The organism is Pseudomonadota bacterium (genome assembly GCA_039033415.1).
Taxonomy (GTDB): domain Bacteria; phylum Pseudomonadota; class Gammaproteobacteria; order Xanthomonadales; family SZUA-38; genus JANQOZ01.
In genome coordinates this window covers 47,248-69,673 of sequence record JBCCCR010000025.1, presented here as the reverse complement: position 1 = coordinate 69,673, position 22,426 = coordinate 47,248, and the positions used below count along the sequence as shown (strand labels likewise).

The following is a 22,426-nucleotide window of genomic DNA, read 5'->3' as shown; positions in this document are numbered from 1 at the left end:
ATGAACCGGTGGAAGTGGACGGGTGTTGTCGTCCTGTCGTTGTTTGTCCTCTATTGCGTAGCCGGGTTTTTTATTGCCCCCTCGCAGCTCAAGAAGCAGCTGATCAGCCAGGCCAAAGAGCAGGCGGGTGTGGATCTGTCGGTTGAGAGGGTGAAGGTCAATCCGCTGGTGCTGTCGGTCACGCTGGAAAAGCTGGCCAGTCAGGATCGCGAGGGTCGGGATTTGATTGCCGCCGATCGCATCTACGTTAACGCACAGCTCTCGCCGCTGATTCGGCGCAACATCACCCTGAAGAGTTTGATTCTTGAAAAGCCGGACGTAAACGTCATTCTGACCGCGGCCGGCGATCCGCACTGGCTGGAGCTGGTGCCGCCCACCGAAGACTCGGCGCCGGCAAGCGCTGAGGAGTCCGAGCCCTGGATCTTCACCCTCACCCAAACGGACGTGATCGACGGGAAGATTCGTTACGCGGACGAACCCCATCCCGAGACGTATACCACCGAACTGGGAGGCCTGAACTTCTCCCTCAGCGGGCTGACAACGCAGGTAGGGGAACCAGGACCGTTTTCGATTGCTTTTGCGCACGAAGGCCAGGGTGAGGTTCGGCTGGAAGGGGCCTTTGCGCTGACGCCTTTGACGTTCGATGGGGCGCTGACGGTCAGCGAGCTTCAGCTGAAGCCGTCGTGGCGCTACGCGCGATATCTCCACGGCATCGAGTGGGAAAGCGGGACGCTCAACGGCAGTCTCGACATCAACGTCGACGGTGCAGACGGACTCGAGCTGGCAACCAGCAACGGCAGCTGGTCGTTAACGGATACGGACATGACGCTGGAGGACGGTCAGTCGCTCTTTCAGCTAGCGAGCCTGACGGTGAAAGGGCCGGACGTGTCGCTCGCTCAGCGCAGCGCTGTGATCAGCAGCGTTGCATTGAACGATGGCACCATCAACCTGACCCGCGGACCCGACGGTAAGCTCATGCTGCCAGCGGCGCTGACCGGCGGTGAGGTTTCTGATCCTGAAGAGGCGGAGGCCTCCTCCCAGGATCCTGCTGGCGAGAGTGGCGAAGCCTTCCAGTTCGCAATTAATTCCGTGACCGTCAACAATCTGCCAATCAACTGGACCGACCAGTCGGTTCAGCCTGAAACCGCTCAGACGCTCACTATCAACGATCTGTCGTTGGCGGACTTTGATCTGTCGCCCGGCACGCAGTTTCCGGTCAAGATGGACGCAGCGCTGGGCGACGGCCAGATTCTCTGGGATGGGCAGCATGTGCTCACGCCGCTTGCGGTTGACGGCGGCCTGACGCTGAGCCAGCTTCCGCTGCCCTGGCTGACGGGTTACGTTCGCGAGTCGGCCGCTGTGAATGTTGAGAGCGGTGCACTGGGCGCGCAGCTCAATGTGAGCCTGAGTGAAGGGCTCAAAGCGGACGGTTCGGTGGAGGTTTCCGACCTCGCCACCAGCAGCGAAGAAGGCCCGCTGGCGGGTTTTGCGTCGTTCTCACTGGACGGCATCGACGTGAACGTGCCGGAAGATGAGCCGGCGCTGGTTCACTTCGATCGAGTGTCCTTAAGCGAACCGAACGCCACGTTTGCGATTGCCGCCGACGGCAGCAGCAACATCTCGCGGCTCACCGGTTCCCCCGATGAGACGGAAGCGGAGACGCAGCCGGAGACTGCGGCTGAGGCCGAGGAGGCGCCGGGACCCGTCATCGAGCTGGGTGAACTCACCATCGACGGCGGCACGCTGCGGTTTGCCGACGCGTCGGTTCAGCCGGCCTTCAGCGCCAGCATCAACCAGTTTGGCGGCACCTTGAAAGGCCTCAACAGCAATGTGGACAAGCCGGCATCGTTGGACTTTGTGGGCAAGCTGGAGGGTTACGCCGACATTGGTATTGCCGGAGAACTCAACCCGCTTGAGAATCGCAACAAGGTTACCCTGTCCACCAAGAACATCGACCTGACATCAGCCAATGCATACGCGGGCAAGTTCGTTGGACGCCTGATCCAACGCGGGCGGCTGGACCTGGAACTAGGCTACGAGCTGGACGGCGACAGCCTCAAGGGCAGCAACGAGGTCGTCCTCGGCCAGCTGACCCTTGGCGGCTCGGTAGACAGTGAAGATGCCGTGTCGCTCCCCCTGGATCTCGCCCTGGCGCTGCTCAAGGACTCTTCCGGCAACATCGACCTCGGCGTGCCGGTCGCCGGCAACCTGAACGATCCAAAGTTCCGCATCGGCTCGGTGGTGTTCAAGGCATTCGTGAACCTAATCGTAAAGGCCGCTGCCTCACCGTTCTTCATTCTCGGAAAGCTCATTCCCGGCGGCGGCGAAGACCTGCAGTACGTCAACTTCCAGCCCGGCACCGGCGAGTTGGATGACGAAGCCACCGGTCGACTCTCAAAACTCTCGGAAGCGTTACTGCAGCGCCCAACGCTGCGCCTGGACATCGCGGGCGTCGCCAGCCGCGGTCTGGATGCACCGGCTCTGAAGGCACAGCGCCTGGAAGCGGACCTGGGTCTCACCGATCTGGATGAAGAAGCCGGAGTCAGTGCGCTGCTGGAGGCGTTTCAGGCGCAAATCGGCGAACTCCCCACGCTGCCGACAGAAGAGGAGGGCGCGGAACCGCTGCCAGACCTTGCCGCCGTCGAAGAACAGCTGCTGGATGCCATAGAAATCTCAGACGACGCCCTGCGCGAACTAGCCAGCGCGCGCGCTTCTGCAATTAAGTCTGCGCTGGCCGCTTCGGATGAATCACTGATCCAGCGGGCTTACGTACTCGAACCAAGATTAGTCGAGCTGAGCGGCGGCGAAACGGTGGTGGTTGAGCTGGTGCTGGCCCCGAACTAGTCCGTGAGTGATCGCGGTTGAGTATGCATGAGCATTTTTACTCTGCTTGCTGTGCCCGATATTTGACCAGAGGGTTAGCGCTATTTGGTTCGTGCGATCGAAGGGGAAGAGCTGACACGCGGCGCAAACGAACTCCAAACAACGCAGCCGAGCATACAGCCGGCTGCCGCGAGTAGCGCATCGGTAACGTCGATATATCTTCCCACGACCAAACTCTGGGACCCCTCGATAGCTAAACCGACGCCCAGCCCAAGAATTCCTCCTGCCGCGGCGCGCACAAGCCAGCGTTGACAGCCAATGACCGTTTGCATCCAGTGTGCAATCAGCGCACCCAGCGGCACCAGGATCGCAAGTTCTCGGACGATATCGATCGCGGCTGCGACCGACCTGCTGGAGAAATGCAGGCGGAACGGAATCAGGTTTGTTTCACTCAGCAGTTTTCGCTTCCAGGTTCCAGGTGATTCGAATTCATAGGGCGCCCAGGCGAGCGAGAAAAGGAACAGCAGATAGCAGACGATCAGCAGGATCAGGAATCGACTGAGACCCCGCGCGTCGGTTTGGGCGCGATAGTTTTTCCTGGCAGCTCTTACGGCCAGGCCAACCGCCAACCCGGTGGCCGCAGCGAGTGGAATGACCAGCACGTCACTGCGTCCGCTTGCGACAAATATCTGGGAGATCTCAGTCGCCAACGCTAAACCGACGCACGGCAAAACCGTTCGGGACAAGCTGAATACACCACGGCCTTGATCGATGAGCGATGTCAAAAGGGCCACTGGTACGTATGCCAGGACCGTCAAGGTCAGAAACCTGATCGGAAATCCTGGCTGCTTCCAGTGGTAGAGGAGATCCAAAATGAGTCGAGGGTCGCCGCCAGCCTCAGGCTGGAGTTTGCGGAAAATGTTGGTAAGGCCGACAGCAAAGTCGAGCGGCAATAAGGCAACGATGTAAAAAATGGCGATATAAAGAAAACGCAAGCCTTGCAGGGTTTGCAGTTGGTTTGCGCCATTCTGATCTGAGCTGAGTCCAAGCAACACGGGTGGGCTGAGATGAAAACGGTTGACGGAAATCATCATGACGACGTAGCCCAGGACATGTCCCAGCGAGTTGCTCACGATGTCGGTCGGATCTGAGAACCTCCCGACAAACGCCTGAACGGTCTCGATGGCGATACTCAACGCCAAGCCGGCTGCGATGGCTGGATTGGTGATCCTGATTTTACGCCCGAGCGAAACCACCACCGCCGTGAACAGGCCCAGAGGCATATATAAGAGGACGTTTGTTGCAATATCACGGAGACGACGGAAGGAGAGTTCCTCGCCGAACCATAGCCCATGGCCATTTTTGTTGGGGTCAAGCGCCTCAAGGCGCTGCCAGTCGGCCGAGTAGAAGCTAGCGCTTAGGATAAACAGTATGTATCCGAGAAGGAGAAGCCAGAAAAGGAGTCGGGCATTAGAGGCTCTGGGATCCATGGGAAGGGTGCCGTGCGACGATACCGAACTATTGGACTTCAGGGCAGGGAAGCTTTGTTGGCGATGGCAGGGCTCAAAGACTTGCTGAAGTCAGCCCCTCTCGTGCGGCCTCTGCAAGCTCAAATCCTTCCTCCGCATCAGCCCACATATCGCGCGCTATGGCGAGCGATTTCTCCGCCGCCTGGCTTCGGCCGAGCTGCTTCTGCGCTTGTGCCGCCAGCCAGTTGCCTTCCGGATGGTAGGGCCAGCTGGTGAGTAAAGGCTGGAGGGCAGCAAGCGCCCGCTCGGCTTTGTCAGCCATGATGGCCGTTCGGGCGAGTTCAATGCTGATTTGCACGAACTCAGCTTCTGCTTCATCGTTGTTTTGCTGAATCGACTGGCGGTACAGGTCGGCCGCATTTTCAAGCAGTCGCAGCGCCTCATCGATCTCGCCACCGCGCCGCTTAATCATCCCAAACGTGAATTCGGTGACGTATTCCAGGTCCTTGCGCCCCGATTTCTCAAGAACTTTTGCGATGAATCGGTTGTGTCCCGCGGCTTCCTCGACGTTGCCCTCAGCCATTCGCAGAATCATGTAGCCAATACGGGGAATGAAGTCGAAGGGCGGGCCAAACATGTCGTCCATGGTGCCCAAAAATTCTTCTGCCTCGGCCGATTCGCCGGCGAAAACGTAGAGCTGGAGGTTGCGCATGTGATTGACCATTGCGTCCACGCGATTTAGGGTCTCCGCCTCCATCTTGAGCTGCCTCTTCAGCATGTCGAGCGCTGCCTTTGGTTGACCCAGCGCTGAATACAGTCGCGACTGCGCCGCGTAGAGCGTGGCGAGCTGGCGAGGCGCTTCAGCTACAAATTCGGCCTCCTCAAACAGCTCGAAGGCCTCTTCCAGCCGGCCCTGGCGCGCCTGGTTCATGGCCAGCTTGATGACGGGCGTCACCATGTTGGTTTGAGCGAGCTGGCCCTTCTCGTAAAACTCCTGCGCGGCCGCAAGATCGCCGCTCTCGGTTTTGATATCCCCAATCGCGACCATGGGCAGGTAGGTGGTCGGCAGCAGCTCGTGGTATTCGTTGTACTTTGCGATCGCAGCGTCCGTATCCCCCTGAACACGGTAAATGTCAGCGAGCTGATAGATCAGCCAATACTGATTGGGCATGAGCTCAAGCGACTTCTCAAACGCGCGCCGCGCGTCCTCAACCCGGTTTCCCGTCCACATGTAGTTGTACCCAAGTGAGGTCCAAGCCTGTGCCTTCTCCGGCTCCAGCTCGGTATACATCTCGTAAACCCGCGTTGCTTTTTCCTCCTGCTCCTGCAGTTGATAGGTCCAGGCCTTGATGAGAATCCGACGCCGCTCCTGAAGCTTATGGCTCAGCCGATTGAGTTCTTTCAGATTGGCCAGCGCCGACCGATAATCGCCCTGGCTGCCCTGGGCGTCCGCCAGATCCGCATAGGCCTCGGCGAAGCCGTTGTCGAGCTCGATCGCTTGCTTCCACTTCGCCTGGGCCGTTTCGTAGTCGTTGTTCAGCAGGAGCGCATTGCTGCCTTCAACATAAAGCCGCAGCGCCTCGGTATTGCTGGTGAGAAGCTCGCTCGCCGGAAGCCGCGACACCACCATGTTGGTGTCCTTCGGACGATCGAGCTTGCTGATGATTCCATCGATCGCGCTGTCGCTGATTGAAAACAGCGAGTCACCTTCCAGCGTGAGCTGCGTGAGCCGCTCCAACGTCTCTGTGCGGTAAAGTGAGATGTCGGCGCGCCACCGCTCGTCAGGCAGAGGGGTAAGACTGCCAGCGACAAAATACTCCTGGTGGTAGCTCTGCGCGACTTCATTGAGCAGCGATAGGGGCGCGTTGAGGCCCTTGACATGGCCAGCGCGCTTCAGCCGCCAGATCAGGCCGTTGCTGTACTGGTTATAGAGAGAGTACGGCTCGACAAACGGGTCTGCACGCAGGCCAGCCTTAATCAGCATACTCGCGGCGTAGGATTCCCAGGGCTGCTCGCTGTCGAAGCCCTCGGGATCGAGAAAAAAGACTGCCACTCGCCGTACCAGATCAGCGCGCGCTACCTCCATCGTCACTGTCTGACCGTTTTCGTCGGTGGCAGTGCGGATCTGGGAGGCCGCTTCAACCGGTTGCTTGGGCGCCAGGAGCATCACGAGGGCCCCAGCAATGATCACATTGAGCGGGATGCCGACCAGCTCGCGCTTCCGCCATCGGTCTCGCCCCGGCGCCCCGTGAAACCAGGCCACCATGATGACGGTCGGGAGCAGGGTCAGCATGCTGATCAACACGCCGTCGACCCACAGATCGGACAGGCCGTAGCGCTCGACGATAATGTCGGTGAACTCCACGCCCGCGAAGATTGCGCCCAGGTAGATGCCGCAGATCTGAGGCACCCGTCGTTTCAGCAGTTCCTGGAAAAAACTCATGAGCTAATTTTATCCTGTAACAGTCAGTTACGACACTGCCGGTAGTTGGCGGTTCCAGCCGCGCGCGAGGGGCAAATTGCTCCCGTAAGAAATTTTGACAGTCTGAACGCCATGCAACGTTTTCCTACAGCTACACTATTAGGGTAAACGGACTTTACGGGGGATTTTGTGATGGCCAAAAAGGTACTCGTCACCGGTGGCGCCGGCTATATCGGCAGCCACGTGGCGCGCCAGCTGGGCGAGCGCGGGCAGGAGCTGGTGGTGCTCGACAACCTGTCGACGGGATTCGACCACGCCGTCCTCTACGGCGAGCTGGTTCAGGGAGACGTTGGCGACCGGGCCCTGCTCGACCGGATCTTCAGCGAGCACGACATTGATACGGTCATGCACTTCGCTGCTCGCACGATTGTGCCGGAATCAGTCGAAGACCCGCTGCGCTATTACGAAAACAACACCATGCAGACCCGCAATCTGATCCAAAGCTGTGTGGATCATGGTGTGGATCAGCTCGTGTTTTCCTCAACGGCGGCGGTTTATGGGATGCCGCCAGACGGAATTGCCTCAGAGAACACGCCGACGATTCCGATCAACCCCTACGGGACCTCAAAGCTGATGTCGGAATGGATGCTCCGAGATGTGGGCGCAACCGGCAAGCTGCGATCGGTGGTGCTGCGCTACTTCAACGTCGCGGGCTGCGATCCTCACGGCCGGATTGGCCAAAACACGCCCAAAGCCACTTTGCTGATCAAGGTGCTGTCGGAGCTAGCCATGGGCATTCGTCAGGAAGTAAAGCTGTTCGGCACCGATTACGAGACCCGCGATGGCACCTGCATCCGCGACTACATTCACGTCGAGGACCTGGCGGACGCCCACCTGCGAGCGCTGGACTACCTGCGCCGGGGCGGCCAAAGCGAGACGATGAACTGCGGCTACGGACGCGGCTTTACCGTTCGCGAGGTGATCGCGGCGGTTGAGCAGAGCTTGGGTAAACGACTCAAAATCACCGAGGTTGATCGTCGGCCCGGTGATCCGCCTGAGCTGATTGCAAAGGCTGACCGGGTGCGCGAATTGCTCGGCTGGGAGCCGCAGTTCGACAACCTGTCCACGATCGTTGAATCGGCTTTGGCCTGGGAGCAGAAGCTGGCGGAGCAGCGTAAGCTGGCTGGCTAGCCGGGCCGGCGCCTGTGCGCTTGTTGATGACCAACCCGCTGGCTTGGCTGATTGCGCTCACGTTGGCGAGTTGGCTCCTTAGGCGAAGAGTCTGGTGTGTATTTCTCGGGGCGTTCTGTATCGGCCTGCTCCTTCTTTGTATGACGCCGCCGGTGGCGTACGGAATAACGCGGTTATGGGAGGCAGAGTATGCCGCGCCGCTGCCTTGCCAGAACACCCGTCCAGATATCATTGTCCTCCTGCCAGCCGGGGTGAGAAAGCCGCTGGGCAGCCGTAGTTTTTCGACGCTCACTCACAAATCGCTACTTCGCCTTGAGCACGCTTTGGAAATTTCGGCGTCAAACGGCGATGTGCCGATTTTGGTATCCGGAACACAACAAGAAGCCGCCGTGTTTCGACGCGTGAGTCAAATGTGGGGCAGGGAGTCGGCACTTGTCGATTTGGCGGGCTCGGCGAACACGCTGCAGGCTGCTCAGGCAGCAGCGCAGCATCCACAGACTCAGGAAGCTGTCGTTTGGCTTGTTACCTCTGCGCTACATATGCGAAGGAGTCGCGCGTCGTTTTCTCACCATGGCGTTGAGGTCTGCCCTGTCGGCGTAGACGTCACTGAGAATTGGCGGGGGTTGCTGCCGGATTACCGCTCTGTCGGCAGGCTCGACCATCTACTGCACGAAGTCGTGGGAATGGCTTACTACCAGCTCCGATTCTGGCTGGACTAGCCGGCTAGACTTGGTAGTAGTCGCGATACCAGGCTACAAAGTTCTTAATGCCGGTTTCGACAGGAGTGGCGGGGCGGTAGCCCACTGCATTGGATAGAGCGTCAATGTCAGCGCTGGTGGCGGGGACGTCGCCAGGCTGTAGCGGGAGGAACTCCTTTTCAGCCTCTTTTTCTAGCTCCTCCTCCAGCACCTCGATGTATCGCATGAGTTCGACCGGCTGATTGTTCCCGATGTTGAAAACTCGGTAGGGGGCCTTGCTTGTTGCCGGATCGGGGGCGTTGCTGTCCCAGGCATCGCTTGGGGCAGCTATGTGGTCGGTTAGCCGCACCACGCCCTCGACAATGTCGTCGATGTACGTGAAGTCCCGCTTGTGTTTACCGTGGTTGAATACCTGGATCGGCTTACCCTCAAGGATGTTGCGGGTGAAGATGAACAGCGCCATGTCAGGCCTTCCCCAGGGCCCGTAAACGGTAAAAAACCGGAGGCCGGTCGTGGGTACGCCAAATAAGCTGCTGTAGGTGTGGGCCATCAGCTCGTTGGATTTTTTGGTGGCCGCATAGAGGCTGAGCGGATGGTCTACGTTGTGATGCACAGAAAACGGCATCTTTGTGTTAGCGCCATAAACCGAGCTGCTTGAAGCATAGACCAGGTGCTCAACCTGCTGGTGGCGGCAGGGCTCCAGGATGTTGAGAAACCCAACCAGATTGGTGTCGATGTAGGCGCGAGGGTTTTCCAGCGAGTAGCGGACCCCCGCCTGGGCCGCGAGGTGGACAACGCGCTGAGGCTGAAAGTGGGCAAACGCCTTTTCGACAGCGTCCCGATCTTCTAGTGCGATTCGTGCCTCCGTAAATCCATCGCGGTCCAGCAGTCGAGCCAGGCGCGCTTCCTTCAGCGAGACCTCGTAGTAGTCGTTAACGTTGTCCAGACCCAGCACCTCATCGCCCCGGTCGAGCAACTGATGGGCAACATGACTGCCGATGAACCCGGCGGTGCCGGTTACCAGGATTCGCATGGAAGACTCCGATTGACGGATTTACCAGGTCAGCGATGTTGCGACCGTCTACAGGCGGTCGTCAACCTGATCTGCCGGAAAAACCGATTTAATGTCAAAGAAGATATGCCCAGGTTTGCCTAAAGCCCTCAACGCTTCGATGCCCGAGTCTGAAAACTCCTTGTGCGCGACCGCCAGGATGATCGCGTCGTAGTGCGCCTTCGGAGGATCCTGTAGCAAATCGATACCGAACTCGTGCTTCGCGGCGGTCGGTTCCACCCAGGGGTCATGTACGTCAACTTCGGCGTTATAGCTGCGAAGTTCGTTGATGATGTCGATAACGCGGCTGTTTCTTAGATCTGGACAGTTTTCCTTGAAAGTGAGACCCAAAACCAGGATTTTGGCACCAAATACGTGCCGACGGGCCTGGGTCATGAGCTTGACCACCTTGCTGGCGACGTGAACGCCCATGCCGTCATTCAGCTTACGACCGGCCAGAATCACCTCGGGGTGGTAGCCAACCTGCAGCGCCTTGTGGGTCAGATAGTAAGGATCGACACCGATACAGTGTCCACCCACCAGCCCTGGTCGAAAAGGCAAGAAATTCCATTTGGTCCCGGCGGCCTCGAGCACCTCCAGGGTATCGATGTCCAGGCGATCAAATATCAGCGCCAACTCGTTTATGAGGGCGATATTCAGGTCACGCTGGGTGTTTTCAATCACCTTGGCCGCCTCAGCGACTTTGATCGAACTGGCCAGGTGCGTTCCAGCTTTGATGATCGTGCCGTAAAGATCATCGACATACTTAGCGATTTCTGGCGTTGAGCCAGCGGTCACTTTGACGATATCGGTAATTCGGTGCTGCTTGTCGCCTGGGTTGATTCGTTCCGGGCTATAGCCGAGGAAAAAGTCCTTATCCAGTGACAGTCCCGACACTTCCTCGAGAATCGGTCCGCAATACTCCTCCGTGGTACCTGGGTAAACCGTTGATTCAAAAATAACGATGTTCCCGGGTCTCAGAACGGTTCCAATAGAGCGGCAGGCTGACTCTAGGGGGGAGAGGTCTGGCTGCTTGTTGTGGTCGATTGGCGTAGGGACCGTGACGATGTAGACATCTGCGGCTTCTAAGTCGTTGAGGGAATCGGCGAAGCGGAGACGTTTACTTTCAGCGAGTTCTGCAGAATCGACCTCGAGCGTGGAGTCATTACCGGCGCGAAGTTCAGCAATTCTGTCGGAACTGATGTCAAAACCCGTGGTATTGAAGTGATGACCGAACGAAACCGCCAATGGCAGTCCGACATAGCCGAGGCCGATTACCGCAAGGTGGGCGTTTTCTATTGCTGTGGGGGAGGTCATTCTAGGGTACATCCCGAAATGAATAGGGCAGAAGTTTAGCGAAAAATTGTGCGCCGTCGACTGTGTTTTTTCGGCTGCCACATTCGTTTAATAGACCTGTGTAAGCATTCGTCTCGAAGTGTCGTAGGGATGTAACAATTGTTTCAGTACCTAGGCTTTTATCCGTCGGGGAATGGGCTAGTCTAGGGGTCGCAGAGGCTCCGAAGGGGAGTGCTGCGGCAGAATTTGTCGTATTGGGAAGATGCACGCCTTATGTTCGGGTGATGCGGGGAAAAAATGCCGACGATTAGGATTTTCAAGCAGTACGTTCGACTGCCGTACGTTTTACTAGCAGCGATCGATGGCATGCTGCTCTTCGCGTGTCTCTACGCGGGCTCTCTTGTTCGCTTTGGAGACCTGGGCCAAGCCGACGCCTACATGGGCGACGTTCTGCCGCGAGCGGTAGTTTTCGCCTTTTTTATGGTAACAGGCATGAGCGCCATGGGCTTGTACCAGTACCAACGCGCCCAACGACTTGGCGAGTTTTGTCTCCGGCTCGGAGCCGCTTTCGCGATCGGATGGCTCGGTCTCGCTGTCTTCTATTATCTGTTTCCTGACCTCTACTCGGGCCGAAGTGTACTGCTCGTATCGCTCCTGACGGCCGTCGCTGCGGTTTCGATCGTACGTCCGCTCTTTTTTCGAGTCCTAAACGTCCAAGGTCTGCGCAAGCGGGTGCTTGTTCTTGGCGCTGGGAAGGCGGCCAGTGCAATCCGCCGCAGCGTGCAGACCGAACATGGAAGCGCGCTCAAGATTACCGGCTTCATGCCGGCGAATAGGGAGACGCCCCAGCTTCCGCAAAGAGACGTTGCAAATATTGCCAAAGGGCGCCTTGCAGACTACTGCCGGCGGATGAGAGTCGAAGAGATCGTTCTAGCCGCCGATGACCGGCGGAATGCGTTTCCGATGAGTGAACTCCTTGAGTGCAAGTTGATGGGGATATCCATTCTCGAGCAGACCACTTTTTTCGAAAGAGAAGACGGTCGTGTTCGGCTGGAGATGTTAAACCCCGGTTGGCTGGTCTTCAGTGATGGGTGTTCGAAAAATGTGTTTCGTACAATTACGAAACGCGCCTTTGACGTTGCCGCCAGCGTAAGTCTGTTGGCGGTCTCGCTGCCAGTCATGCTGCTGACCGCGTTGCTGATCAAACTTGAGGACGGGCTGGGCGCTCCGGTTTTTTACCGTCAGCAAAGGGTCGGTGAGCGGGGCAGGCTATTTGACGTTCTGAAATTCCGGAGTATGAGCGTCGATGCTGAAAAAGATGGCAAGGCCAGATGGGCCAACAAGTCTGATTCTCGTATCACCCGTGTCGGCAATATCATTCGTCGCTGCCGGGTCGACGAGTTACCCCAGATCTTTAACGTCCTGGGCGGCGAGATGAGCTTTGTCGGGCCGAGACCTGAGCGTCCGATTTTTGTTGCCGAACTTGGAGAGAAAATTCCGTACTACGACGAACGCCACACCGTGAAACCGGGCATTACCGGCTGGGCGCAGGTCAAGTATCCCTATGGCGCAAGCATTGAGGATTCAAAAAACAAACTTGAATACGATCTTTACTACGTTAAGAACCACAATCTCATGCTGGACCTTTACGTGATGATGACGACCGTAGAGGTTGTGCTGTTTGGCAAAGGCCGCTAGCGGCGTTAGAGGATAGAGAGCCCGACGATTGCGGCCACAATGAAAAGCACGACGGTGCCGATGGGAACAGCCCAGTTAAACGCGATCTTGTTTGCGCTGCTGTCTTTCATTACGCCAGTCTTAGGTTGAACTAGGGGTGTGCGAGCTGAACTGCGCTTGGGGCGCGTGTAATCCGCTGTTGCGTTAAGGCCAAGCGGTGGAAGGTCGCCAAAAATTCGGTAAAAACGCTTGAGTTCCTCAAACGATTGATTGAGCTCTTCAAATCGCCGGGCGGCGATTTTCTCAATAACGGGATTCCCTTTGGCACGATCTGGATGGTAGCGCTGAGCTTTTCGCCGAAACGATTGCTGAACAACTGCCCAACCGTCGGCAGGGTCCACATCCAGCATTTTATAGATTTGGTCGAAATCAGGGTTTGGTGTCACGTTAGCACGCATTCTCGCTTGCTTACGATAATATACTGACAAGAATTAGTGGTTGGGTGCAACCGGCGGGTTTTCTGAGGAGAGATGCTGACATGAAAAAGTGGATATTCGTCCTGGGAATGCTAGTGGCCTGCGGTTTCCTCCTTTCTGGTTGCGGCACCCCGCGAGCCGTCGATCGGCTGCCGGTTGGGGAAGCCGAGTCTGCGGTTCTAGTTGACCAATATCTCATTGGGGTGGATGACGTTGTTCAAATTTCAGTTTGGAGGAACCCGGATCTCGATGCGTCGGTGCCAGTTCGACCCGACGGCAAGATCTCCGTCCCGCTTATCGGCGATGTACAGGCGGCAGGACGCACGCCGGAACAGGTCGCTGAGGTCATCAAACAAGAACTATCGACCTACATAAAGAACCCCCTCGTCGCGGTCATTATGACCGCGCTGAACAGTCATGAATACCTGTCCAGAATCCGAGTCACTGGTGCCGTTAGATCGCCTGTGACAATTGCGTATCGTCAGGGTATGACTGTTCTGGACGCGGTTCTGGCGGCCGGCGGCCCAAATGAATTTGCCAATTCTGATCGGAGCCAACTGATTCGAAAATCTGGGGACAACCCAGGCTCATTCGATATTCTACTCAACCAGATTCTGAGCAAAGGGGATCTGCAAACCAACTACAACTTGCGTCCTGGCGACGTCATCACGGTGCCAGAGCGGGTGCTTTAACGGGAACGAAGTCTCATGTTGGATCCCCAAACCGAACGTTTAATAAAAGCGATTTTTCGCGAGCTTTCTGCGCGCCGAAACTTATGGATCGTTGTTGCGATGCTGGTGAGTGCTGCAGCTCTCTTCGTTGCCTTCACGACGCCGAAGGTTTACGAATCCACCGGCTCGATCCTGGTGGAAAACCGAAACATCGTCGGCCCGCTAATGGACGGCGTTGCTGAGCAGACCGAGGTCGCCTACATGGCCTCGATTGTCAGCGAAATCGCTTTCAGCCGCAGGATACTGGAGACAATCCTGGATGTAGGGGAGTTGATCGACGAATCAACTTCAGGCCAGGAAAAAGAGCGACTCATGGCGAGCCTAAGGGGTCGCACAAACGTCCGTAATCGCGGTAGAAACCTGATCACTATTTCTTATCGGGACCAGGAGCCGCAGCGTGCATACGAAGTAGCCAATATGTACGTTGACTGGATCATTCGGGAAAGCTTGAAGTCTCAGCGCGAAGAGAGTCTCTCAGCATTCAGGTTTATTGACAGCCAGGTGCAGGAGTATCAGCGGAAGCTTGTCGAATCTGAGATGGCGCTCCGCGAATTTAGAGACGCTAATATGGATGCACTACCGGAGTCGTCCAGACAGGTCGGTGAACGCGCCATGGGCCTGCGCAGAGAGTCTGAATCCCTACGCCTCGAAATCTCTGAGCTCAATGCCCAGGAAATGTCATTGGTCCAGCAGCTTAGCAGTGAGACCCAAGTCACGAACGCAGCGGGCAAACAGACTCAGATTCGAACACGTCTGGCTGAATTCGAGACCCAGCTGGCGACGCTGCGATTGAGCTACCACGACACCTACCCCGACATTGTTCAAATCAAGGGCCAAATCGATCAGCTCCGTGCCGAACTCAGTGAGCTTGAGAGCGTCGCCGGCGTTGCCGGTACGAGTGGCACCGGTGCCGAAGGCACAGGTCAGGATTTGTATGGTGACCTTCGCTCACGGCTGGCAGATATTCGTACGCGTCAAAGTAGTGTTGCGGTCAGATTGCGTGAACTTGAGAGTCTTCTGAGTCTGGAGATCGACCGCAGTCAGAAAATCGGCGAGTCAGAGCAGGCCCTCACAGAACTCAATCGAGACTATCAGGTCAATCAAGATATCTATCAAGATCTGCTGCGCCGGCGCGAAAAAGCACGAGTTTCTATGACAATGGACCAGGAACAACAGGGTCTAATCATGTCCGTGCAGGAACCGCCTGCGGTTCCATACACTCCTGTTGGCTTGCGGTTTCTTCACATTGCGGGAGCGGGGCTTGTATTGAGCTTCTTGTTGCCCTTGGGCATTACCACCCTACTCGTCCAGTTCGACCCAAGGGTGCGAATGAAAGAACAAATTGAGCAGTTGCAAGTGCCGGTGCTGTCCGTCATATCTGATATGAAAACGGCTGGTGCCGCGGCAAACGCGTCCAGCGTTGCCTTTATTCTCGGCGTCTTGGCTCTGGCTGCGATGTACGGTGCGGCCGCTTGGTTGAAATTCACTGGCATCGAATCATGAGTGACGCAGTCCCAATCCAAAGCGTAGAAAGTAACGATCCCGAAAAAGGGGCCGGTCGTGAACTGATCGCATTGATGGAGGAGCCAAATCCGCTCGTCCCGAAAGCACTTGATGAAAATCTCATCATCCATGCGCGAACGCCTCACCTTGAGGCGTTCAACGCTTTCCGAGAACTTCGCGCTGACCTGCTTCAACGTTCCAAAGGGCGGAACTATGTATGTGTTATCACCTCACTATATCCACGGGGCGGAGCGACTCACGTTGCGCTGAACCTAGCGTCAGCAATTGCATTGGACCGCTCCAAAACCGCTTTGATCGTAGACTGCAATCTCTATCGGCCCGCCGTTCATTCGTTGCTAGGCGTCCGCGCCGAGCCGGGCCTGACGGATTTTTTGAATGACCCCGACGGGGTCTCGATCTCCGACATCATAAAGCCAGCTGCGATTCCGCGAATACGAGTGATCCCCGCTGGCGGTCCGGTCGCTCGCGAAACCGAGTGCTTGAGCACGATGAATATGCGTCTTCTGATACATATGCTCCAGCAGCGGTATCCTGATCGCTTTATCATCATTGATGCGCCGGATATGCGAGCTGCCGCTGATACGCGCCTGCTCGAAAACTATGCTGACTTCGTATGCATGGTCGTGCCGTACGGAAAGGCTACGTCGTCAAAAATTGTCGACGCAACCAACACGTTCACGCCAGAAAAGTTTGCTGGCGTGATTTTCAACCGCCTTCCTTCGTTTGGGGGATGAAAGGATGAATCGAGCAAGACTTTTCCTTCCGATATGCCTGATATTAATCTGTTCAGACAACGCGTCTGCCCAGCTGCTCCGCCAGTACGGGGCAAACCTGGACTACGGAATCGGTATGTTGATCGAATATGACAACAATACTGCGCGAATAGCCGATGGGCAGATTGACGACATAATGCTTCTTCCGTCACTGGACTTCGGAATCAATCGCCAAGGCTCAAGACTCGATATCGAGGCCTTCGGTTTGGTTGAACACGCCAGTTATGTTGACGATACCTTCGACAGCGAATTTCGCGGAACTGTATCGGCCAATGCCACTTACCGGGTTGTCGAGAGTCGCCTCAATTGGGTTGTTCAGAATGGCCTGACGCGTTCGAACATCAACGTCCTGGGTGTGCAGACACCTGACAATGTGCAGCAGACTTACGCATTTGCGACCGGTCCGGATCTGACGCTGAATCTATCTGCTGCCGACACGTTGGTTTTGGGTGCTCGTTACAATTTTTTTGATGCGGACGATGATGCTGCAACGACAGACTCGGACGGAGTTGGAGTCTTTGGTCAGTGGTCTCGATCTCTTACGCCCACAAGTACCTTGGGACTTTCCCTACAGACAAGCACGATAGGCTTCGACCAGGAAATTGACCTTCAGCCAGATTATGAACGACGGCAGGTTACCGCCAACTATATTAAAGAAATTGAAGGAGGTGCCGGGCAGAGTTCATCAATTGCCATTGATGTAGGCTATGCGGAAGCTGCCCTCGATGGCGCAGAGGACGTAACCTCACCTTACTTCAGCATGCGGTGGAGCCGTCAACTCACAGGTGGGGAAGATCTTGGTGTTGTCCTGACCCGAGAAATCGGGGATGTGTTTGCGGACACGCTAAGCTTTGGCAACGCGGTAGTTATTCCGCAGGTTCAGGAAACGGTGGTCACCCGAGACCCATTTGTGCGTAGCTCGCTTGGAGTGAATTGGACTAAGGACATTACAGATCGGCACAATCTGACTGCGCTTTTGGTCTACGACGAGCAGGACTACGACACGTCTCTGCTGGATCAGGAGTTGATTCGGGCCTCGGTTGGACTTCAATGGCAGATCAGCCCGCTTGTTTCATTGAGCACGGCGGTACAGTGGGCAAATCAAACGTTTGCTGAGGCAGGGCAAGAGAGCGATAACCTGGATTGGACCTTTGCCGTGACGGTTCAGCGCACAAGAAATATATTCCTGTCCTTCGGCTTTCACTACACGGATGAGTCAAATAATATTCAAAATCTCGAGTTTGACACCCTGGCCGCAAGGGCTTCGGTAACCTATCGGCGCTAAGGTCTGATTATGGAGCCGGACCAAATTAGCGCTGCTGGCCAGCATCAGGCTCATTTGGGCTTGTCGCTCAGGGTAATAAGCGAGGAAGCGGAGGTATCGTCCCTGGCGAGGGAGTGGAACGAATTATGCCTTGAATGCCCGGAATCTGATTTGTTTCAGTCCGCGGAGTACGTACTGAACTGGTGGATGGTTTTCGCGCGCGACCATGATCTGCGTGTCTATGCCGTCCGGGACCGGGCCGCAAAACTTCTTGGTTTGCTCCCAGCATTTTTAATCCGGCGGCGAAAGTTTACGCAAGGTGACTATTACGAACTTCGTTTCTTGGGCTCTCATGGCGGTCTCCAAGGCGGGTATTTTGATCTTTTAGCGCGACCGCGCGATCGGACTCGTGTGACCGGAATGATCGTGCCTGCGATGCTGGGCGAAGGCGCGGTCTGGCGGACTGCAAACCTTAAAGGAGTGCCAACGGATAGTCCTTTTGCCAGAAGGCTGATGAGGGATCTCGGCGTGAGCGAGTCCTCCTTCAGTCGCGTGAAGCATGAAATCATTGAGCTGCCGCCCAGCTTTCCGCTTTATCTCAATACTCTTGGACCAGACACACAAAAGCTTGTGCAAGTTGCCTGCGAGAAAGCCGGTTTTGATGCCCGAACAAAAATTGAGGTTCATACCGAGAAGCAGGACGTCGCTGCATGGGTTGAGCGGTATATCAAACTCGGACTGGGCCGGCCGAATTCGGTCCTGACTTCTCAAGATGGTACGTTCGTGAAAAGGCTATGTGCTGACCTCATTCGCAGCGACCGCGTCTCAGCAGTAAGTTGTGTGGTTGACCGAAAGCACGCAAGCGTATTGCTCACCTACCGTTGGGGCGGGACAACTTATGTTGATTCTATTAGGACGACCAGGGACAAGCCCAACCTAGACGAACACCTAGCCCTGTGTGGTGAGGCTATACGTCATGTTATTAAGCATGGCGCCAGCCGGTGCGACTTTCTCGCTTCAAATTCCGTATCCAAAATGCTTGCTCCCCAAAGCCGTGAGACAATCGACGTGCTTGTGTCAAGGTCTGGTGGTGAGTCTCCGGGATTTGGCCGGCGATTAAAGTCGCTTCTCAAACGGCAACGAAAGTAAAGTGAGCGTCGCCCAATCCGCAGTCAGGTTTCCCGTATCCAGGGAAAATCAGCAGAGTACCGCGCTGCTGCTGCTTGTGGCAGCCAACTTGACGATAATTGTCATACGACCGCAAGAGTTCGTTCCAGCTCTGTACGATTTCCCGATCGTTCCCTTGTCGTTCGGGCTTAGCATGCTAGCGGTTATCGTTGGCAACAAGAATCTCGCGGGGCCAGTCAGCAAGCTCGTGGCAGTATTCCTTTTTGCGACTTGTGCATCGAGGCTTGCCGGAGGCTGGTTTTCTGGCGCTTACGACTGGTTTTTCAATTTTCTACCGACATGCATCGTTTTTTTTCTAATCAATGCAGCCAGTTTTGGGTTGAATTCTGTCAGGATGCTGATGCGCGTATTCGCGCTTTGCGGCATCGCATTGGTCGTTCACAGTCTTCAACAACACTTCAACGGAGTTGGTTGGACCGGCGAAACTACGGTATACGATCGAGTGCGCTATATCGGGCTTCTCAATGACCCGAACGATCTAGGGATGTTTTTGGTAATGGCGCTCCCATTTGCGCTCCACTTCTCGTCGAATTCCCGAAACTTTATGGTCAAGCTTTTCTGGCTTAGCGCAGCGGGCAGCTATCTTTACGGTGCCTATCTAACGCAGTCCAGGGGCACGATGCTGGCTGCGTTTGCCGTCTTGCTTGTACACGTCTACAAGCGTATCGGCGTCGTCACTGCAGGCGGTCTGGTAACGGCTGGCGTCGCTGCAATAAGCCTGCTGCCAGGAAGAATGCAGCGCCTCTCGGTCGCTGAATCATCCGCCGGCGGGCGTGTTGACGCGTGGTATGCAGGTCTGCAGATGTTTGAGTCCAACCCGATTTTCGGGGTGGGGGCCGGTACCTTTACCGACCACCACATCCGCACGGCACACAACACGCTGGTGCTTGTAATTGGAGAGCTGGGTTTTGTCGGAACGCTGATTTTTATCGCGATGTTCGGCTACGGATTCCTTATGGCAAGGCAGGCTGCATTTCGACGGGACCCGGAACCTCAGACCGAAACGCAGAAGCTGGAAGTTTCCGTTTCTTACGCACTATTTCTTTCCTTCGTGGGTTTCCTGGTCGCGGCATGTTTTTTGTCGAGAAGCTATGTCGTCTTTCCGTACATCATTCTCGGTATGATAACGGGCTACTACGGTTACTTGCGCACAGTTTATCCCGCACTGAAGTCCTTCAGAATGAGCCAGGATTTTTTGACCTGGGTTGTGATTTCGCTGTGTTGCATCCTCGGCTGTTATGTGGTCGTAAGGGTATTGCTGTAGCAATAGTCGCGCGCCTGATCATGACCAAAGCTTCATCAGGCAAGCCGGGCTCTATACGCTATGGAGTTTTACAAGCCATGAGTGTTAGAGGCGTCCACCACCTGCAGGAGGCAAGGTGAGCTTATACGGACATTTGATCAGACGGGTTGTGTTTCCGCTGTATGAAAAGGGACTACGGGGGCGACCTACGGTCCGTTATTTCCGGGACTACCAGGAAAATGAGTTCCTCAGCGAGAGTAACCTATTGGATCTACAGGCTCGGAAACTCGGCGCGCTGCTCCGTCACTGCTACCAGCAGGTACCTTACTACCAACAAGTATTCAATCAGCGGGGCATTACGCCAGCTGACATCCCTACGATAGACGAGTTGTCGATTTTGCCAATCCTCGATAAGAAGTCGATTCGTCAAAATTATCAATCTCTAATTTCCAAGGAATCTTCGCCTTCTCCAGTAAGAAAGGCGACCGGTGGGTCAACTGGCGTCCCGCTGACGTTCGAACATGATCGTGACAGCTATTACCGGAGGGTCGCTGTGATGTGGCGCGGGTATGGCTGGGCTGGAGCTAGGCTTGGTGATCCAACAATTTACCTTTGGGGGGCGCCAACTGGTGAAATGAGTGCGTTCGGGAGGGCTAAGGAAGCGATGTATCACGCGCTAAACGGTCGCCGAATGCTAAATGCATTTGAACTGTCCGATTCAAACGTTGACCAATATATCGATGAAATTCAAAGATACAAACCAAAAACTATCGTCGCCTATGTAGCGCCGCTGGTTGAAGTAGCGCGGTATTGCCGCGCTAAAAAGGTAACGCCATTTTCACCGGATAGCATCATCACAGGCGCCGAACCACTACCAGAGGCCAGCCGCGAGTTCTTGCAGCAGGTTTTCAGATGCCCGGTTTTCAACACCTATGGTTCCAGAGAGTTCATGCTGATCGCGGCCGAGTGTGAGCGCCACGCCGGTTTACATATAAACATCGATCAGGTGGTTGTTGAAATTGTGGATGACCATGGGTTACCAACGGACGGACCAGGCCGGATTCTCGTCACGGATCTCCACAATACCCGCATGCCGTTTGTTCGCTACGAGATTGGAGACATTGGCATGATAGAGAAGGAGTCCTGCCCATGCGGCCGGCCATTTCCGCTCCTCAAATACGTTGAAGGTCGGATTCTCGATGTTCTCAGAACGCCCGAAGGTCGTCCGGTACCCGGAGAATTTTTCCCGCACCTGTTAAAAGACTTTGAAGAAATCAGGAATTTCCAGGTTGTTCAATCCCGTAGTGATCAATTGACTTTGAAGCTGGTCTGGGGCGGCCGCGAAGATCTCTCAGCCGTCGAATTGGTCAGGCAGGAAGTAGCCAAGGTTTTCGGACCTGAAATGGAGCTGCGAGTAGAAATCCTGGATCGTATAGACCGTGGTCCCAGCGGAAAGCATCGGGTTACCGTTAATCAACTCAGCTCTCAATGAAAATTGTCCACGTTGTTGAGTCGCTGGAGACTGGTGGGCTTGAGCGAGTGGTCGTCAATCTTGCGCGGTCTCAGCAGGCTAGCGGTGAACAACCCGCAGTTGCATGTATCTACCATGGCGGCGCGCTGGCAGACGAGTTAAAGGCGTTGAACATCGAGGTGATGGAACTCAATAAAAGCCCCGGTATCGATCTTGGGCTCCTGTTGCGCTTGACCCGTCGGTTGAAGCGGACTGATGTCGTGCATGCCCACAATCATATTCCTCACTACTATTCAGCTATTCCTGCAGGGTTGAACGGGATCCCCATGATTACTACTCGACATGGCATGGGGGGCGATCCGAGCTTGCGGCGGGAGCGACTGTTTCGTCTGGCACTCCCCTTTTCCAGTGCTGTTGTCTGCGTGTGCCAGGCGGCCGCTGAGGCGAGGCAGCTCGAGACTTTGCGTCGCAGAAAGCCTTCAAAGATTCACGTAATCCCGAACGGCACTTACCTCGAGCCGTTTCTGAAGCCGGTGGATCCAACCGGGCTTACGCTGCGCAGAGAGCTTGGAATTTCCGAATCAGCCATAGTCTTCGGGACCGTTGGCCGACTCAACTGGGCGAAGAACCACGAGCTGATGCTGAGATCTTTTTCGCGGGCGTTTGCTGGGAAGCGGCACGTATATCTGCTGATTGTAGGGGAAGGCTCCAAGCGGGCCGCCGTCGAAACGCTGGTCGATGAGTTGGACATAGGACGTCAGGTGCTGCTGCTGGGCGAACGGGCGGACGTCCCGGATTTACTGCCCTCTATGGACGTTTTTGTGCTCAGCTCGAAGTCGGAGGGCTACTCTGTTGCGCTGGTAGAGGCGAGCGCAGCTGGATTGCCGATTATTGCCACGGCTGTCGGTGGGAACGGAGAAATAGTGAATCATGAAACAACGGGTCTACTTGTCTCTAGCGGGGACGAAAGCGCGATGACCGAGGCGATGGTGCGGCTGTCTGGTGACCTAACGCTCTGTAGCAAGCTCGGCGCAAGTGGTCGGAATTGGTCAATGGAACATGGGTCTTTCTCAAGGATGGCTGAGCGATACGCAAAGCTTTACGAAAGGTGTTTAGGTGGGTAAACAAC

The 22,426-nt window shown here is 55.9% G+C and carries 17 protein-coding genes; 12 read left to right on the top strand and 5 right to left on the bottom strand.

Annotated features, from left to right (window positions below):
• A complete protein-coding gene (locus tag AAF358_19140) occupies positions 1-2,844 on the top strand; it encodes a DUF748 domain-containing protein (protein ID MEM7707676.1) in 2,844 nt (947 codons plus the stop codon).
• Positions 2,845-2,924: 80 nt separating this feature from the next.
• Here AAF358_19140 and AAF358_19135 read toward each other — a convergent pair whose 3' ends face one another.
• Both AAF358_19135 and AAF358_19130 read right to left on the bottom strand, forming a co-directional pair.
• Positions 2,925-4,313: a VanZ family protein gene (locus AAF358_19135; protein ID MEM7707675.1), complete on the bottom strand. Its 1,389-nt coding sequence runs from the start codon at positions 4,311-4,313 to the stop codon at positions 2,925-2,927.
• Positions 4,314-4,386: 73 nt separating this feature from the next.
• Positions 4,387-6,735 carry a hypothetical protein gene (locus AAF358_19130; GenBank protein MEM7707674.1) on the bottom strand — a complete coding sequence of 783 codons (2,349 nt, stop codon included), beginning with the start codon at positions 6,733-6,735 and terminating at the stop codon, positions 4,387-4,389.
• A 171-nt stretch (positions 6,736-6,906) separates the two neighbouring features.
• On the opposite strand from AAF358_19130, the gene galE reads away from it, so the two are divergent.
• Positions 6,907-7,905 carry a UDP-glucose 4-epimerase GalE gene (galE, locus tag AAF358_19125; protein MEM7707673.1) on the top strand — a complete coding sequence of 333 codons (999 nt, stop codon included), beginning with the start codon at positions 6,907-6,909 and terminating at the stop codon, positions 7,903-7,905.
• Positions 7,906-7,931: 26 nt separating this feature from the next.
• Positions 7,932-8,624: an ElyC/SanA/YdcF family protein gene (locus AAF358_19120; protein MEM7707672.1), complete on the top strand. Its 693-nt coding sequence runs from the start codon at positions 7,932-7,934 to the stop codon at positions 8,622-8,624.
• A gap of 4 nt (positions 8,625-8,628) precedes the next feature.
• Here AAF358_19120 and AAF358_19115 read toward each other — a convergent pair whose 3' ends face one another.
• Together AAF358_19115 and AAF358_19110 are read right to left on the bottom strand one after the other, a co-directional pair.
• The gene (locus tag AAF358_19115; protein ID MEM7707671.1) at positions 8,629-9,636 is read right to left on the bottom strand and encodes an NAD-dependent epimerase; all 1,008 of its coding nucleotides are present in this window, start codon (positions 9,634-9,636) and stop codon (positions 8,629-8,631) included.
• Between the two features lie 48 nt (positions 9,637-9,684).
• Positions 9,685-10,971: a nucleotide sugar dehydrogenase gene (locus tag AAF358_19110; protein MEM7707670.1), complete on the bottom strand. Its 1,287-nt coding sequence runs from the start codon at positions 10,969-10,971 to the stop codon at positions 9,685-9,687.
• 345 nt (positions 10,972-11,316) lie between these two features.
• On the opposite strand from AAF358_19110, the gene AAF358_19105 reads away from it, so the two are divergent.
• Positions 11,317-12,648 carry a TIGR03013 family XrtA/PEP-CTERM system glycosyltransferase gene (locus AAF358_19105; protein MEM7707669.1) on the top strand — a complete coding sequence of 444 codons (1,332 nt, stop codon included), beginning with the start codon at positions 11,317-11,319 and terminating at the stop codon, positions 12,646-12,648.
• A gap of 5 nt (positions 12,649-12,653) precedes the next feature.
• On the opposite strand, the gene AAF358_19100 is transcribed toward AAF358_19105, so the two are convergent.
• Entirely contained in the window at positions 12,654-13,085 is a 432-nt protein-coding gene (locus AAF358_19100; GenBank protein ID MEM7707668.1) for a J domain-containing protein, read from the bottom strand.
• 80 nt (positions 13,086-13,165) lie between these two features.
• Between AAF358_19100 and AAF358_19095 the strand changes: the two genes are divergently transcribed.
• The 8 genes from AAF358_19095 to AAF358_19060 all read left to right on the top strand — a co-directional run bounded on the left by AAF358_19095 (position 13,166) and on the right by AAF358_19060 (position 22,421).
• Positions 13,166-13,795 (top strand): XrtA/PEP-CTERM system exopolysaccharide export protein, encoded by a 630-nt coding sequence (locus tag AAF358_19095; GenBank protein ID MEM7707667.1) that lies wholly within the window; start codon positions 13,166-13,168, stop codon positions 13,793-13,795.
• A 15-nt stretch (positions 13,796-13,810) separates the two neighbouring features.
• A complete protein-coding gene (locus AAF358_19090; GenBank protein MEM7707666.1) occupies positions 13,811-15,337 on the top strand; it encodes an XrtA system polysaccharide chain length determinant in 1,527 nt (508 codons plus the stop codon).
• Positions 15,334-16,092, top strand: a complete 759-nt coding sequence (locus AAF358_19085) for a polysaccharide biosynthesis protein (protein MEM7707665.1) — start codon at positions 15,334-15,336, stop codon at positions 16,090-16,092. The genes AAF358_19090 and AAF358_19085 overlap by 4 nt, the downstream gene beginning before the upstream one ends.
• A gap of 115 nt (positions 16,093-16,207) precedes the next feature.
• Positions 16,208-17,416, top strand: coding sequence for a hypothetical protein (locus AAF358_19080; GenBank protein ID MEM7707664.1), 1,209 nt, complete (start codon positions 16,208-16,210; stop codon positions 17,414-17,416).
• A 150-nt stretch (positions 17,417-17,566) separates the two neighbouring features.
• Positions 17,567-18,544: a GNAT family N-acetyltransferase gene (locus tag AAF358_19075; protein MEM7707663.1), complete on the top strand. Its 978-nt coding sequence runs from the start codon at positions 17,567-17,569 to the stop codon at positions 18,542-18,544.
• A gap of 1 nt (position 18,545) precedes the next feature.
• Positions 18,546-19,847, top strand: a complete 1,302-nt coding sequence (locus tag AAF358_19070; GenBank protein MEM7707662.1) for an O-antigen ligase family protein — start codon at positions 18,546-18,548, stop codon at positions 19,845-19,847.
• A gap of 115 nt (positions 19,848-19,962) precedes the next feature.
• Positions 19,963-21,318 (top strand): AMP-binding protein, encoded by a 1,356-nt coding sequence (locus tag AAF358_19065; protein ID MEM7707661.1) that lies wholly within the window; start codon positions 19,963-19,965, stop codon positions 21,316-21,318.
• Positions 21,315-22,421, top strand: coding sequence for a glycosyltransferase (locus AAF358_19060; protein MEM7707660.1), 1,107 nt, complete (start codon positions 21,315-21,317; stop codon positions 22,419-22,421). Before AAF358_19065 ends, AAF358_19060 begins: the two co-directional genes overlap by 4 nt.
• The last annotated feature ends 5 nt before the right edge of the window (positions 22,422-22,426 follow it).

What these genes read in the sequence shown, in the direction of transcription:
- AAF358_19110 (MEM7707670.1), bottom strand. Translation starts at nt 10,971, where the DNA reads ATGACCTCCCCCACAGCAATAGAAAACGCCCACCTTGCGGTAATCGGC.
- galE (MEM7707673.1), top strand. Translation starts at nt 6,907, where the DNA reads ATGGCCAAAAAGGTACTCGTCACCGGTGGCGCCGGCTATATCGGCAGC.
- AAF358_19080 (MEM7707664.1), top strand. Translation starts at nt 16,208, where the DNA reads ATGTTGATCGAATATGACAACAATACTGCGCGAATAGCCGATGGGCAG.
- AAF358_19135 (MEM7707675.1), bottom strand. Translation starts at nt 4,313, where the DNA reads ATGGATCCCAGAGCCTCTAATGCCCGACTCCTTTTCTGGCTTCTCCTT.
- AAF358_19105 (MEM7707669.1), top strand. Translation starts at nt 11,317, where the DNA reads ATGCTGCTCTTCGCGTGTCTCTACGCGGGCTCTCTTGTTCGCTTTGGA.
- AAF358_19095 (MEM7707667.1), top strand. Translation starts at nt 13,166, where the DNA reads ATGAAAAAGTGGATATTCGTCCTGGGAATGCTAGTGGCCTGCGGTTTC.
- AAF358_19130 (MEM7707674.1), bottom strand. Translation starts at nt 6,735, where the DNA reads ATGAGTTTTTTCCAGGAACTGCTGAAACGACGGGTGCCTCAGATCTGC.
- AAF358_19100 (MEM7707668.1), bottom strand. Translation starts at nt 13,085, where the DNA reads ATGCGTGCTAACGTGACACCAAACCCTGATTTCGACCAAATCTATAAA.
- AAF358_19060 (MEM7707660.1), top strand. Translation starts at nt 21,315, where the DNA reads ATGAAAATTGTCCACGTTGTTGAGTCGCTGGAGACTGGTGGGCTTGAG.
- AAF358_19120 (MEM7707672.1), top strand. Translation starts at nt 7,932, where the DNA reads ATGACCAACCCGCTGGCTTGGCTGATTGCGCTCACGTTGGCGAGTTGG.
- AAF358_19085 (MEM7707665.1), top strand. Translation starts at nt 15,334, where the DNA reads ATGAGTGACGCAGTCCCAATCCAAAGCGTAGAAAGTAACGATCCCGAA.
- AAF358_19115 (MEM7707671.1), bottom strand. Translation starts at nt 9,636, where the DNA reads ATGCGAATCCTGGTAACCGGCACCGCCGGGTTCATCGGCAGTCATGTT.
- AAF358_19140 (MEM7707676.1), top strand. Translation starts at nt 1, where the DNA reads ATGAACCGGTGGAAGTGGACGGGTGTTGTCGTCCTGTCGTTGTTTGTC.
- AAF358_19090 (MEM7707666.1), top strand. Translation starts at nt 13,811, where the DNA reads ATGTTGGATCCCCAAACCGAACGTTTAATAAAAGCGATTTTTCGCGAG.